The sequence below is a fragment of the Longimicrobium sp. genome, from assembly GCA_036387335.1.
Lineage (GTDB): Bacteria > Gemmatimonadota > Gemmatimonadetes > Longimicrobiales > Longimicrobiaceae > Longimicrobium.
Genome location: DASVTZ010000239.1, coordinates 1 through 12,339 on the forward strand (window position 1 = coordinate 1; position 12,339 = coordinate 12,339).

A 12,339-nucleotide genomic window follows, 5' to 3' on the forward strand; every position below is an offset into this window, starting at 1 on the left:
AGGACGTCGGAGAGCGCCGGAGCCGGCAGGTGAATCGTGGGGTCAAACGAAAGCAGAGCCGCTATCCCGTCCGGAAGCGGAGTGACTGCTCCCGGACGGTGATGCGGACCCTTGAGGTGCTTAGGTAAACGGCATTGCGCGCAGGCGGACTTTGTGCTGTTGTTGCAGCGAGTTCACTCGCCACACAAGGAGAAGCATGACGCAGCCAGAGGTCGTGGACAACGAGGCGGAGGGGCAGTTCCAGGCGGAGACGCCGGAAGGGGTGGCGGTGCTCACCTACGACCGGCGCGAGGGGAAGCTCTTCCTCCTGCACACCGGCGTGCCGCCGGAGATGGAGGGGCAGGGGATCGGCGGGAGCCTGGTGCGCGCGGCGCTGGAGCAGGCGCGCGCCAAGGGGCACAAGGTGGTGCCGTACTGCTCCTTCGCGCGCGACTACGCCGCGCGCCACCCCGAGTTCGCGGACGTCGTGCAGTCGCCCGAGTAGCAAGCACCTTCACCCACGCCCGCCCAACCCATGCCCGATCGGGAAAGCACCTCGGTGGACCACCTGGAGCACGCCCGCGAGCTCGTGTGGGAAGCGCTGCAGTCGATGGAGGAGGCGCAGCGCGTCATGTTCAAGGCCGGCGACTGCTACGTGGGCCAGGTGTGGGGCGACGGCGTGCGCACGGTGATCGAGATGACGGAGCGGATGGCCGACATCGCGGGCGACCTCTCCACTTCGCACATCGAGATCGGCCGGCTGGTGAAGACGGACACCGCGCGCGACCCGCAGCCGCCCCCCTGACGCGTCTTCCGGCCCGCGTGTTGCTTTATCCCACCGTTGGGGCCGCACCAGGCACCCGCGAGCCGCTCCTCCACACGAGAACGTCGAGCCAGAAATGCAGCCAGGGGTGCTCCGGTGGACCGCGGTAGGACTGGGGTCGCTCACCGCGGTGGGAACGCTGCTCAGCTTCAGCCGCAACCCGCACTGGTTCGTGCGGCTGTGGGACTTCCCACGCGTGCAGATCGCAACGGTCGCCGCGGTTTCCGGGGGCGCTTACGCGCTCTACTTCCACCGCGGGCGCCCGCTGGAGTGGGTGTTCCTGGGGTCGGTGAGCGCGGCGATCGCGGTGCAGCTCCGCGAAATCTTTCCGTACACGCCGCTGCACCGGGTGCAGGTGCAGCGCAGCAAGCTGGGGCCGCGCCAGCGGCGCAAGGAAGGCGGCTCCACCTTTCGGCTCCTCATCTCCAACGTGCTGATGGAGAACGAGGAGCACGAGCGGCTCCTGCAGGTGATCCGCGACGCGGACCCGGACGTGGTGCTCGCGGTGGAGACGAACGAGCGTTGGGCGCGCGCGCTGCAGCCGCTGGTGGAGGAGTATCCGCACGTCGTCCACCAGCCGCAGGAGAACTACTACGGGATGATGCTCTTCTCGCGCCTCCCGCTGGTGGACGCGAAGATCGAGTTCATGGTGCAGGACGACATCCCCTCGGTGCACGCAGTGCTGGAGCTGCCGAGCGGCGACTGCGTGACGCTGCACGGCTTGCATCCGCGCCCGCCCGAGCCGCTGCGCGACCAGGACTCCACCCCGCGCGACGCGGAGCTGGTGCTGATGGGCCGCGCCATCCGCGCCGCCGGCGACGTGCCCACGGTAGTGGCGGGTGACCTGAACGACGTCGCCTGGTCGCCGGTGAGCGAGCTCTTTCTACGGTTGAGCGGGCTGCTGGACCCGCGGGTGGGGCGCGGCTTCTTCAACAGCTTCAACGCCAACAACCCGATCTTCCGCTACCCGCTGGACCACGTCTTCCACTCCAACCACTTTCGCCTCTGCGACCTGCAGCGGCTCCCGCACATCGGCTCCGATCACTTCCCCATGCTGGTGGAGCTGAGCTACGAGCCGGATGCGTCGCGCGAGCAGGCGCCCACTCCGGTGGGCGAGGGGGACATGGAGGAGGCGGAGGACAAGGTGGAGCTGGAGGTGGAGGCCGCGCGCACGGGCGACGACCGCCCGGGACGCGAATGAGCGCGCCCGACTTCGGGCAGCGGGCGCGCGGCTACGCCGTCCACGCGTACACGGCGTCGGGCGTCGCGTTCGGCTTCGCCGCGGCCATCGAGCTGATCGGCGACGATCCGTCGCCGGTGCGCTTCTTCCTTCTGAACGTCGCCGCCGTCCTGGTGGACTCCACCGACGGGCCGCTCGCGCGCGCGTGGCAGGTCAAGCGCTGGGCGCCGGCGATCGACGGGCGCACCATCGACGACATCGTCGACTACCTCACCTTCACCTTCCTCCCGCTCCTCCTGGTGTGGCGGATGGGGTGGGTGCCGGAGCCGCGCCTGCTGTGGATCGTGCCGGCGCTGATGGCGTCGCTCTTCGGCTTCGCCAACACGGGCGCTAAGGACGAGAACGCCGGCTTCTTTCTGGGCTTTCCGTCGTACTGGAACGTGGTGGCGTTCTACGCGGGGATCGTGAACCACTTCCATGGCCCGTGGCCCAACGCCGTCATGCTCCTGGTGCTCGCGCTGCTCACGGTGCTGCCGGTGCGCTTCATCTACCCCAACCTGGCGCCGCGCCCGTTCAAGATGCCGCTGCTGCTGGGCGCCGTGGTGTGGCTGGGGATGACGATCTGGATGCTTACGACGTACCCGAGCCCGCCGGGGTGGCTGGTGTGGCTGTCGTTGGTCTACCCTGCGCTCTACACCGCGCTCTCGGTCCACCTCTCGCGCCGGGCGTGAGGCGGGACCCGCGCTTTGGCCCCGGCGTCCCGCGCCGCGTCACCGGCTTCCGGCAGGACGACGAGGGCCACTGGGCGGCGGAGCTGGAGTGCGGCCACACGCGGCACGTGCGCCACGACCCGCCCTGGCAGGTGCGCCCCTGGGTCACGACCGAAGAGGGGCGCGCGGCGTTCATCGGGACGATGCTGGAGTGCGGGGTGTGCGAGCCCTCACCCCCGCTCGTTCCTCGCTGCCCCCTCTCCCGATAACAGGAGAGGGCTGCGCCCTCGCCGTTATCGAGAGAGGGGGCGGAATGCACGAAGCGCCCGAGCTTTTCAGCTCGGGCGCTTCGTGTTTGGGAGAAGGTAGCCCCCCCAGGGATCGAACCTGGACTTTCCTGAGTCAGAGTCAGGCGTGTTGCCAATTACACCAGGGGGCTCTACTAGAAGGCGCCTGCTCCAGGACTCGAACCTGGGACCCTCTGATTAACAGTCAGATGCTCTAACCAACTGAGCTAAGCAGGCGTATATGGTCGATCAGGGACTCGAACCCCGGACCTCTCGCATGTGAGGCGAGCGCTCTAACCAACTGAGCTAATCGACCCTGGCGCTCGACAGGCCATGAATGTAAAACCCTCGTCGCCATCCATCAACCCCCCTCCGGAAATTCGTCCGGAGGCCCGTACCGGTGCGAATGCCCGGCAGCGCGAGAGCGGCTACTCCTCGTTTTGCGCGCCCATCCGGTCCCAGACGTGGCGTTTGAACCATGCGCGAACCCGGCTTGTTTTCATCCCCAGTTCCCGTCCGTCCGTAACCTCGGCGAGCCAGATCGGCCTGCTCGCAGAGTTGTCGAAGATGTACGCGCGATTGGAAGCACGGATCGCGGAGATGAGCAGTTCGAGTGAGCGCGCGTAGCGACTGATGATCTTCTCTTCGGCCACCGGGTGTCCCCCCAACTGCACCCGATTCTTCACTCGCGACACGTTAACCAGCGGGTCTCCGGTGGCGACGTAGTAGAGGTAAGTCCGGAAGCCCTGCGCCCGGGCAGCGCGAAGAAAGTCGACCTTGTCGGGCGACGACATCACTGTCTCGAACGTCACCGAGGCCCCGGAGGCGACGAGCTTGCGGCGAAGGAAATCGGCGATGACGGACGCGAAGTAGGAGTTCGCCGCTACGTCGCCGAACTCGAGCGAGTCGCCTCGTAAGTGGATCGTGCGTGCCGCCGCCGTGAGTCCGCCGCGCTGGAGGAGGGTCGAGGATTCGAAAAACGCGTCGATCTCCTCCTGGGCCGCATGGACCCCGAGGGCTCCCAGGTCGACGGCACCCCGCTCGCGAATCTGCTGCTCCAGCTCGTCGGGATTGATGTACGTGCCGATCAACTCCGGCCGGATGACCGACTTGATGGTGCTTTTTCCCGATCCGTTCGGCCCGGCGAACATCCGCAGCCGGGGCGTGTCCGCGCTCACGAAAGCACGCGCTCGACCCCGGTGTCGAGGGTGACCGGAGGATCGGTCGCCTGGATGAAGGTCCGGGAGCCGTCCGGAGAGACGCGGTAGATCGCTCCCTCCTCGATGACCAGCACGTCGTTGCCCGCGGCGAGCGATGCCCAGTACGCCTGCGTGCCGGCCGCCTCCGCGAGCTCCGGAATGTGCTGCTCCAGGTAGTCGATCTTCGCGTCGTGGTCAGTCATCGTCCGCCGGCTGGTTCGTGGTTCGACTCGTGTAGGCTGATACACTCCAAACGGCAATCCGCGCCCGGCGATCAGCCGGAGTGGTCGTGGACGGCGCGCCAGCCGGCGGCGGTGCGGATCCAGACGAGGGTGAACCAGCCGGTATTGTCCGCCTGGCCGCCGCCGGAGAGGATGAAGCGGCCCGTGCCCAGCGCGGAGCCGGGGCCTAGCGGCCGCACCACCATCTGCTCGAAGCGCAGGTTCTGCTTGGGCCTGCCGCCCTGGAAGAACGTCCGGGTGAACGACTGCTCGATCGCCGCGACGCCGGGGCGGGGGCCGTTGGGCGTCATGAAGGTGACCGTGTCCACGTAGATCGCGAGGTGCCCCTTGAGGTCGCCGCGGTTCCAGGCGTCGGAGGATGCCTGCATGGCGGCGCGGATCTGCGCCTCGTCGGCGCTCCAGCTCTGCGGCACCGGACCGGTTGACGCCGGGGGCGCCGCGCACGCTGTCAGCGAGAGCGCGACGAGGAGTGCGCAGAGCACGCTTCGGGAGGTACGGTTCATGGGCCAGGCCGGTGTGCGGGGATGCGGCAAGCGCCGCGTTGCGGAGGACGGCTCTCCCAAGGTATGCGCGCGCATCGGCGTATCGCAAACGTGCTCGCCGGGAGCGGGCCTTCGCGCGCAGTGATCGGGCGCCCGCGGCCGGGCTGGCGTGCGTGCGGCGCGGGCGGCATTGTGGTGCCGATGCGCCGCTCCCGGTCGGTCCCGCGGCGCCCACCCGACCTTTGCCGACCCGTGACCAACATCCTCCGCCTCCCGCTATTCGCGCTGGCCGCCCTGCCCGCGGGCTGCGCCAGCACGCCTCCGGCCGCTCCGACCGCGCGCGAGCTGACGGTGCTGGTCTACAACATCCACGCGGGCAAGGATGCGGGCGGCGCCGAGAACCTGCCGCGCGTCGCGGAACTGGTGCGGAGCACGGGCGCCGACCTCGTCCTTCTCCAGGAGGTGGACCGCAACACGCGCCGCTCCGGCCCGGCCGATCAGCCCGCCATCCTGGCCCGCCTCGCCGGCTACTCGGTCGCGTTCGGGCGGACGATCGGCTTCCAGGGTGGCGATTACGGCGTGGCGCTGCTCTCGCGCTGGCCGATCCGCACGGACACGCTCATCCCCCTCGCCGTCACCGCGCCGCCGGGGCGCACGGTGGATGGCCGCGAGCAACGCGGCGTCCTGCTGGCCGAGGTGGACGCGCCGGGCGGCCCCCTTACCATCCTCAACACGCACCTGGACGCATCGGGAGAGGACCTCTGGCGCGCGCAGGAGATCGCCACGGTACTGCGGGTGGCGCAGACGGCGCGGTCGCGTGGGATGCCGCTCCTCCTCGGCGGCGACTTCAACGCCCGCCCGCAGAGCGCCATCCACGGCGACCTGCGCGCGGCGGGCTTCCGCGATGCATGGCCGGAGTGCGGCGAGGGCGATGGCTTCACCTTCCCCGTCGCCACGCCCGACCGGCGGATCGACTACCTGTACCTCACCGGCGCCACTCGCTGCCTGAGCGCCCGCGTGCTTCCGGGCGACGCATCCGACCACCGCGCGCTGCTGGTGCGGCTGCGGCTTCGCTGATACCGCGTTTCCCTTCGCATCCCCTGCCCTAACCCGTCGCCGTGCCCATGAACAGCACCTCCAGCGTACTCGTCGTCAACACCTCGTCCATCATCGGCTGGGAGGTGGAAGCGTACATCGGACCGATCTCCGTCCACATGGTGGCGGGCACGAACATCTTCAGCGACCTCTTCGCCGGCTTCAGCGACATCTTCGGCGGACGTTCAGAGTCGTATGGACGCCAGCTTTCGCGCTTGTATGACGACGCCGTGGAGCAACTCCGGCGGCGAGCCCGCGCAGCCGGCGCGAACGCGGTGCTCGGCCTCACGATCGACTTCGACGAGATCTCGGGGCAGGGGAAGTCGATGTTCATGCTGAACGCGATCGGGACCGCCGTCCGGGCGCGCCGGACCGAGGCTGCCGTGACCGCCGCTGCCCAGCCGGGTGCACCGCTCCCATTCGACCAGATGGAGGTGCTGATTCGCCGCAACCGGCTCCTCTCGGACATCAGGAACAACACTCTGGTGAACTCAGATGAGGTATGGGAGTTCGGGACCGAGCACGCGGTGGCCGAGATGGCGGACTTCGCGCTCGGCGCATTCCTGGGCCTGGACGCGCTGTCGGACAGCCCGCAGACGATGGAGCGCGCCGTCCGCTTCTTCAACGCGATCGATCCCGAGGTGGCCAGGGACCGCCTCTACCTGATGCTCCGCCATACCTCGTCCCCGAGATCGGCCGTCCTGCGCGAGGCGATCGTGCAGATCATCGTCCGGCTGCACCTGGTGGACTACCGCCGCATCTCCGCCGCGCTGGAGTACCCGGAGGCCGTCGCGCGCAAGGAAGCCCTCCGGCTCCTCAAGGGACATCCGGGAATGTACCAGGAGCGCGACCTGGACGAGGCGGTTCAGCTGCGGGAGGTGATCCTGCGCACCTTTCCGCCGCGCTGGACGCCCACGACGCGCCGCGGCCTTCTCGGCGGGGAGAAGCCGGCATTCGCCTGCCCCTGTGGAGGCGTCGCCGATGAGGACGCGACCCACTGCCCGAAGTGCCACCTCGACACCTACGGCTTCGCCCGATCGGAATTCCCTCGCGACGAGGCGGTCAGGCTGATCACCGACCGGATCGCGGTGCTGCAGGAGATCTACGCATCGAGCTGACTCGCTGGTGGGGGCTCACGCAGACCGGCCTGCGTCATGCGATGGCGGTATGGCCTCAGGAATTGGATCTGCCCTTGTTCACCCGGTACTCGAGACTGCCATGCCTGACGAGCGGACGACCGCCTTCGAGTGGTCCCGGTATGCCGACGCCACGCTGGCCGGCCTCTCCGTACTGATCCCGCTGCCGTTCGTGGACGACGCCTTCGAGGGGTACTTTCGCAGGCGCATTCCCGGCGCGGTGGCGCGCTCCCGCGGCCGCTCGCTCCCGCCGGAGGTGCGCGCGGCGCTCGACGCGGAAGACGCCGCCGGCCGCAGCGGGTGCGCGACGCTCCCGCTGCGCCTCACCCTCGGCCTGCTGAAGCGCCTTTCGCGCAAGCTGCTGTACTTCCTCACGGTCAAGACGGCCACCGACCGCCTGAGCCACTACTGGTACCGGGCCTTCCTGCTGGACCACATGCTCGCCGCCGGCCACCTGGACGACCCCGCCACCGCCCGCGCCGCATACCGCGCCATGGAGCAGGTGCTCGCGGCCACGCGCGGCCCGCTCCCCCAGGTCGCACGCCAGCTGGTCACGAGCAGCCGCAACGTGTGGTCCGCTCTCCGCCTCGCCCGCCGCGGCAAGGATTCGGAGGAGGTGCGGGAGGTGCGCAGCCAGCTTGAGCTGCGCTGGAGCGAGATCGCGGAGCACCTGGGCGCGGTGGCCACCCGTTATGACGAGGCGTTCCTTCGGCTTGGAGCAGAGCGCGGAGACGGTTAGCCAGAATCGGTGCTTTCCGGAGTGGGAGAGGAGGGGAAGTGAGAGTTCGGGCATTCGCATCATCCATCATCGTGTTCATGATGATGCAGACCCTGGCAATCGCGGAAGCGCATGGGTAGCGCCTGGCTGCCGGCGCGCTCGTTTCGGCATCGATCGAGGTCAGTTTACGTCCCGCGCTCGAAAGCGGCGGAGATTTCCGGACACCCCTCGCGACTCTTGATTCGTCATTGGCGGGTTCAGCTTACGAGCTGCCTGCCGACACCACCCCCCGAGCATCCAAGCGCTGGCTGATACCGTACGCGATCGGAAGGGAAATCGCCGGGGGCGTGATCAAGTATGCGATCATGCCGAAGTCGCGTGACGTCGGCGACAACATGTACTGTCGGTACGCCTCGTTGGGATATCCTTTCGTCGGCCTGGGATTGGGCGGCTGGGCCGGCCTCCTGGTCGGCCATCTTCGCGAACGGTAGCCCGGTTCTTCTTCACCCGCTATCTCCGGCTCGCGGTGCGGATCCGTCGGGCGCGGTAGTCATGCACCAACGTTCCAACCACGGCTCCCACGAGTGTGCCGATCGAAACGGAGCCGGCGCGAACCAGCGGGTCCATTTCGTGGTCCGTGTGCGAAATCGTGTTCTCCTGGATGAGGTATGCGCCATACCCTACGGCCGCCCCGATCAACGCACCCGCCGCAGCGTATTTCACCACACTCGGGATACGCTCAGTTTCCGCTAGCGCCAGACGGGGTTTCGCGACGATCGCGGAAGTCTCCCAACTAGACAGGGAAGGACGCGCATATACCGGAATCACTGTGGGCTCACGCCATTGGGCGATTGCAGGCGTTGGCGTGATCAACACAAGAGCCGGGAGAAGAAACCTTCGGAAAAGCATAGGGAAATCCTTGAGGGTGAAGCTGAGGATTGCCGAGTCGCGGATCTCCTCGCAGCCGGCACGCCGGGATGGCGTGCGATGGTACGGCTCAGGACCCGTGTGGGAGTGAGACGGGGTTGCGGGGCGCCCCTTCGGGACTGTTCGCCCCGCGGACCCTCCCGCCTACGGTGGGACTGCGTAGCTCGGTCAGTAAGAGTATGCCGTTAGTGCATCGAAGTACGGACCGCCGCTTCCACTCACGCTACTGTCCTGCCAGCCCGTGAAACGCGCTCCAGCGGTCCAGTAGCACTCGATGCGAATTATCGGAACATCGTACGTGGGAACACAGTTTCGATACTGGTGCCACGAGTTGCCAAGGTTTTTGTATGCGGGCGCGGAAACCTCATAGAACGGGTCACCCGGCCTGAACCTGTTCGCAGAGCAGTTGTCCGAGATCCCCAGCCAGCCACCGCTCCAGTTGCACGTGTGCTCGCTCTTGTAGTTGGCGTGCTTGTACTCGGCAACCCAAACACCGATGCGTCCGGGCTGCCCGGGGAACTGCAGGTTGTCTGCCGATACCGTTTCGGTCGATTCGGTCGGAGCATTCCAATGGGCAGAGAGTCTCGCCTTGCGGACGTACCAGTAACCCCCATAGTAGAATACGTGCAGGTTGATCCACTCCGAATCACCCGCGTGGGCGGTGCAGCCCCAGCAAGCTGGATCACCAAGGTCACGATAGTACGAGAGTGCGTAGAGGATTTTGACCGAGTTCGCGGTGTCTCCGATTCGTGCGGACCAGTGTGGATTCCTTCTTAAATCCTCATTGCCCCCGATATAGTACCACGTGTCCTCTGCCTTCCATACTCGCCGTTATTCTGGGCGGAACATCAGAGCATGCCTGCACAGCGAGCAGGAAGCCTGCTGCCGCGAATGCGCGCATTCTGGGTACATTCATTGACGTCTCTCATAATGGCGTGGGGAGGAAAAGGCCGCACGGAGCCTTCAGTGAGCGCCGATTTGGATTGTGAGTGCTCGGATGAGCACGTCAGGGGAGGAGGCGTGATCGAGATGCCAAATTATGACACGCCTGAGTCATGCAGGATGCCACTCTACTCTCCGCAGTTGCGGCGCGCAAGAGCCGTGTTGATAACCAGGATCCGCGACGCCCATTATTCTCCTCGACAGCCGTTCAGCAGGTCAGCAGAAGAGAAGCGGGTGCGAGTACAGCGCTGCGCGAGAACGGGTCGCGCCGCAAGCCTAATGGTCAATATCGGCTCGGTCATGCGTTCACATGGTACAGGGAGTGATGGCGCCTTCTGACGCAGCACAGCCGACGCCGCGCCGCTATCCCGCGCTCTCCGCCTTCCGCAGCAGCTCCGCCCCGCTCGTCCCGCGCGCCTACGCCAGGCCGCGGAACATGCGCAGCGTCGTCGACTTCAGCCCGCGCTCCAGCTGGCTGATGTACGTCGGGTGCAGCTTCAACGCGCTCGTGTCCGATCAGCGTTGGTGCTCGGATCTGTGCTTTGCTCCCGTTTGCCTCCCCTCAGCCGATATCCAGAATCAAGACTCCTCAGTTAGTAGCCTGCTAAGTTTTTGGTAATCCCCGTGAACCTCTTCTGGAAAGAAGAAGGTCAGAGTGGGTTTGTCGGCGAGGTCCCCATCGGTCCAGATGTCGATGCAGGAAGTCCCGTCAACTAGCAATTGCGAGCTCGCCCCGGTTCCGGCTTTGTCTTTGTCGGTACTCTTCCGGAAATGTGCATACCGAACGTGGTCCAAGTTGAGCACGTACCCTTCGCCTAACTGCGCAATCTGACCTGTGCCCTTGTTTACCATTGTTGCCGCACTCATCACCATGAACATTGTTGCGTCTCCTCTAGAGTTGTGAAACTAAGCAGCCATACGGGTAATCGGCGGGTACCCAGTGATCACCAACGCATTCCTCTCCTCATCACTTAGCGTGCGTAGGTGGTCCGGTTGACAAATGTGCCCTCCACGCGTCGTGCGAGTGCGCATTCTAATTTCGTGCCGAAGGGTGGGTGTATCTCGGTGCCCCACACGCCTGCCGCTATCCGGCACCCTCTGCCTTCCGCAGCAACTCCGCCCCGCTCGTCCCCAGCGCCTCCGCCAGCCCCTTGAACACGCGCCAGCGTCCCTATGACAGACGACCCCGCTTCCGCTTCTTACACGATCACTCGCCCCACCATGTGCTCCAAAGTTTCTATTCGCTCCCAAGCCGCTGATGTGCACTTTTGGTTTCTAGACCATTAAGATTACGGAGTTGATGCCGAATTTCAGCAATCGGTTCGGTGGTAATACCGCTGACAACTACCTCGGTAAAGCCACCTGCACCTTCTCCCACTGACCCTGCCCCTGATCAATGGGTATGCTTATCTGCAAGTCGGGTACACGAAGCACGGAGAGTGCGGTTGTCGGAAGATCCCAGAAGTGCAGTGCGAACGCCTCCGCCAGGCTCATTGCCACCTTCCACTCATTGCGCGTGACGAACATCCGCCGCGAGCCAGTCGAGGTGGACTTTACTTCAATGTGCAGAGGGGTTTCTGTACCAGCGACGTCCAGCGTGTACGAGAGAACGTCGTAGCCCAGTGAGTTGTCTTCCAGCGCGACCCACGTTGGTTTGAGATCGGGTCGCCCGGCGGCCGCTAGGCGCGCCTCTTCATAGGCCATAGTGAGGCGCTCGCCTTCGCGACCTACGCGGGTACGATCAAGATCCGTTACTGACCGAAACTGACTTGAGAGTGCGTCCCACCATTCAAGCGCGCCTTCGTCAGGCACCTCAGCGTACAGACCTGCCGCCTGGAGACACTGAAAAGCGTTCCCCGGTAGGTAAGCGGCGACGAAGCGGCGACCTTTTGGGATGAGACTTGCCCATGCAGGTCGGAAGGTGGTGGTGAGGTCTCGGAGCAGGGCGCGAATGGTGGTTTGGCGGTCAGCTCCGGCAGGTACTTGGAGCGCGGGAAGCTTGGTGATCAGCGCGGCCGCCTCTCCATACGCGTGGCCTGTTGATGCCGCCAAACCTTGTGACAAGACACGTTGTGCCTCCGCAACTGGGCTGGCTGGATACGCGGCTCTGTACGTCGCGATTTCAATTACCGCATTGATGACGCTCATGCGGATTGGATCTACAACGCCCCCAAGAACTTGACCCGTGGGAGACGGAGACACGGCGCCTACCCCGCTTGCTCGTGATTCGGGATTGCACCGCTCAGGAGCTGCTCGAGAATATCTTCTAGGTCAGCGATCGTGATGTCACGGTCAACAGGCGCGTTGGCATTCTCTTCATCGAGCGCCATCTCCCGGATGTCGGCATCGTCGAGAACTGACTCCATCTGTCGCATCTTCAACGCGAGCCGACGGCTCACTGAGTGGTCAATTGATCCGACCTGCTCGGGAGCGACCGATTGGAGTATGAAGATGTTCGTCTCCACTCCCTCTCCGAGACCGAGGCGGTGGATTCTGTCCACTGACTGTAGGTAATGCGCTGCGTTGTAGGAGCGGTCAACGTAAATGGCGTCGTGGCAGACCGTGTGCAAGCTGATGCCTTCCGAGCAGGCTGCCGGATTTGCGATCATTACCCAGCAG

14 protein-coding genes and 3 tRNA genes are annotated in these 12,339 nt (G+C 65.5%); 8 read left to right on the forward strand and 9 right to left on the reverse strand.

From position 1 onward, the window contains the following. Positions 1 to 196 precede the first annotated feature (196 nt). The 5 genes from VF647_24425 to VF647_24445 all read left to right on the forward strand — a co-directional run bounded on the left by VF647_24425 (position 197) and on the right by VF647_24445 (position 2,961). Entirely contained in the window at positions 197 to 484 is a 288-nt protein-coding gene (locus VF647_24425; GenBank protein ID HEX8455249.1) for a GNAT family N-acetyltransferase, read from the forward strand. A gap of 30 nt (positions 485 to 514) precedes the next feature. Beyond that, positions 515 to 784: a hypothetical protein gene (locus VF647_24430; GenBank protein HEX8455250.1), complete on the forward strand. Its 270-nt coding sequence runs from the start codon at positions 515 to 517 to the stop codon at positions 782 to 784. A gap of 106 nt (positions 785 to 890) precedes the next feature. Beyond that, entirely contained in the window at positions 891 to 2,003 is a 1,113-nt protein-coding gene (locus VF647_24435; GenBank protein ID HEX8455251.1) for an endonuclease/exonuclease/phosphatase family protein, read from the forward strand. Continuing rightward, positions 2,000 to 2,713, forward strand: a complete 714-nt coding sequence (locus VF647_24440) for a hypothetical protein (GenBank protein ID HEX8455252.1) — start codon at positions 2,000 to 2,002, stop codon at positions 2,711 to 2,713. The genes VF647_24435 and VF647_24440 overlap by 4 nt, the downstream gene beginning before the upstream one ends. Continuing rightward, positions 2,710 to 2,961 carry a DUF3565 domain-containing protein gene (locus tag VF647_24445; GenBank protein ID HEX8455253.1) on the forward strand — a complete coding sequence of 84 codons (252 nt, stop codon included), beginning with the start codon at positions 2,710 to 2,712 and terminating at the stop codon, positions 2,959 to 2,961. Before VF647_24440 ends, VF647_24445 begins: the two co-directional genes overlap by 4 nt. A gap of 97 nt (positions 2,962 to 3,058) precedes the next feature. On the opposite strand, the gene VF647_24450 is transcribed toward VF647_24445, so the two are convergent. The 6 genes from VF647_24450 to VF647_24475 all read right to left on the reverse strand — a co-directional run bounded on the left by VF647_24450 (position 3,059) and on the right by VF647_24475 (position 4,923). Continuing rightward, positions 3,059 to 3,131 (reverse strand) — tRNA-Gln (locus VF647_24450). An 11-nt stretch (positions 3,132 to 3,142) separates the two neighbouring features. Next, positions 3,143 to 3,216, reverse strand: a tRNA-Asn gene (locus VF647_24455). Positions 3,217 to 3,221: 5 nt separating this feature from the next. Then, positions 3,222 to 3,295: transfer RNA gene (locus VF647_24460), tRNA-Val, on the reverse strand. Between the two features lie 112 nt (positions 3,296 to 3,407). Continuing rightward, entirely contained in the window at positions 3,408 to 4,157 is a 750-nt protein-coding gene (locus VF647_24465; GenBank protein HEX8455254.1) for a zeta toxin family protein, read from the reverse strand. Continuing rightward, complete coding sequence (locus VF647_24470; protein ID HEX8455255.1) at positions 4,154 to 4,381, reverse strand: hypothetical protein; 228 nt, start codon at positions 4,379 to 4,381, stop codon at positions 4,154 to 4,156. Before VF647_24470 ends, VF647_24465 begins: the two co-directional genes overlap by 4 nt. A 71-nt stretch (positions 4,382 to 4,452) precedes the next feature. Next, positions 4,453 to 4,923: a DUF4440 domain-containing protein gene (locus VF647_24475; GenBank protein ID HEX8455256.1), complete on the reverse strand. Its 471-nt coding sequence runs from the start codon at positions 4,921 to 4,923 to the stop codon at positions 4,453 to 4,455. 231 nt (positions 4,924 to 5,154) lie between these two features. Between VF647_24475 and VF647_24480 the strand changes: the two genes are divergently transcribed. From VF647_24480 to VF647_24490, 3 genes are all read left to right on the forward strand, one after another. After that, the gene (locus VF647_24480; protein HEX8455257.1) at positions 5,155 to 5,979 is read left to right on the forward strand and encodes an endonuclease/exonuclease/phosphatase family protein; all 825 of its coding nucleotides are present in this window, start codon (positions 5,155 to 5,157) and stop codon (positions 5,977 to 5,979) included. Between the two features lie 47 nt (positions 5,980 to 6,026). After that, entirely contained in the window at positions 6,027 to 7,115 is a 1,089-nt protein-coding gene (locus VF647_24485) for a heavy metal-binding domain-containing protein (protein ID HEX8455258.1), read from the forward strand. Positions 7,116 to 7,215: 100 nt separating this feature from the next. Next, a complete protein-coding gene (locus VF647_24490) occupies positions 7,216 to 7,872 on the forward strand; it encodes a hypothetical protein (GenBank protein ID HEX8455259.1) in 657 nt (218 codons plus the stop codon). A gap of 2,427 nt (positions 7,873 to 10,299) precedes the next feature. Here VF647_24490 and VF647_24495 read toward each other — a convergent pair. The 3 genes from VF647_24495 to VF647_24505 all read right to left on the reverse strand — a co-directional run. Then, the gene (locus VF647_24495; GenBank protein ID HEX8455260.1) at positions 10,300 to 10,599 is read right to left on the reverse strand and encodes a hypothetical protein; all 300 of its coding nucleotides are present in this window, start codon (positions 10,597 to 10,599) and stop codon (positions 10,300 to 10,302) included. Between the two features lie 465 nt (positions 10,600 to 11,064). Next, entirely contained in the window at positions 11,065 to 11,868 is an 804-nt protein-coding gene (locus tag VF647_24500; GenBank protein ID HEX8455261.1) for a DUF3883 domain-containing protein, read from the reverse strand. Between the two features lie 59 nt (positions 11,869 to 11,927). Further along, a partial coding sequence (locus tag VF647_24505; protein ID HEX8455262.1) for a hypothetical protein occupies positions 11,928 to 12,339 on the reverse strand: 412 nt, incomplete at its 5' end.

Coding starts and splice junctions, on each gene's coding strand:
- VF647_24485 (HEX8455258.1), top strand. CDS start 6,027: ATGAACAGCACCTCCAGCGTACTCGTCGTCAACACCTCGTCCATCATC.
- VF647_24425 (HEX8455249.1), top strand. CDS start 197: ATGACGCAGCCAGAGGTCGTGGACAACGAGGCGGAGGGGCAGTTCCAG.
- VF647_24490 (HEX8455259.1), top strand. CDS start 7,216: ATGCCTGACGAGCGGACGACCGCCTTCGAGTGGTCCCGGTATGCCGAC.
- VF647_24475 (HEX8455256.1), bottom strand. CDS start 4,923: ATGAACCGTACCTCCCGAAGCGTGCTCTGCGCACTCCTCGTCGCGCTC.
- VF647_24440 (HEX8455252.1), top strand. CDS start 2,000: ATGAGCGCGCCCGACTTCGGGCAGCGGGCGCGCGGCTACGCCGTCCAC.
- VF647_24470 (HEX8455255.1), bottom strand. CDS start 4,381: ATGACTGACCACGACGCGAAGATCGACTACCTGGAGCAGCACATTCCG.
- VF647_24495 (HEX8455260.1), bottom strand. CDS start 10,599: ATGTTCATGGTGATGAGTGCGGCAACAATGGTAAACAAGGGCACAGGT.
- VF647_24500 (HEX8455261.1), bottom strand. CDS start 11,868: ATGAGCGTCATCAATGCGGTAATTGAAATCGCGACGTACAGAGCCGCG.
- VF647_24430 (HEX8455250.1), top strand. CDS start 515: ATGCCCGATCGGGAAAGCACCTCGGTGGACCACCTGGAGCACGCCCGC.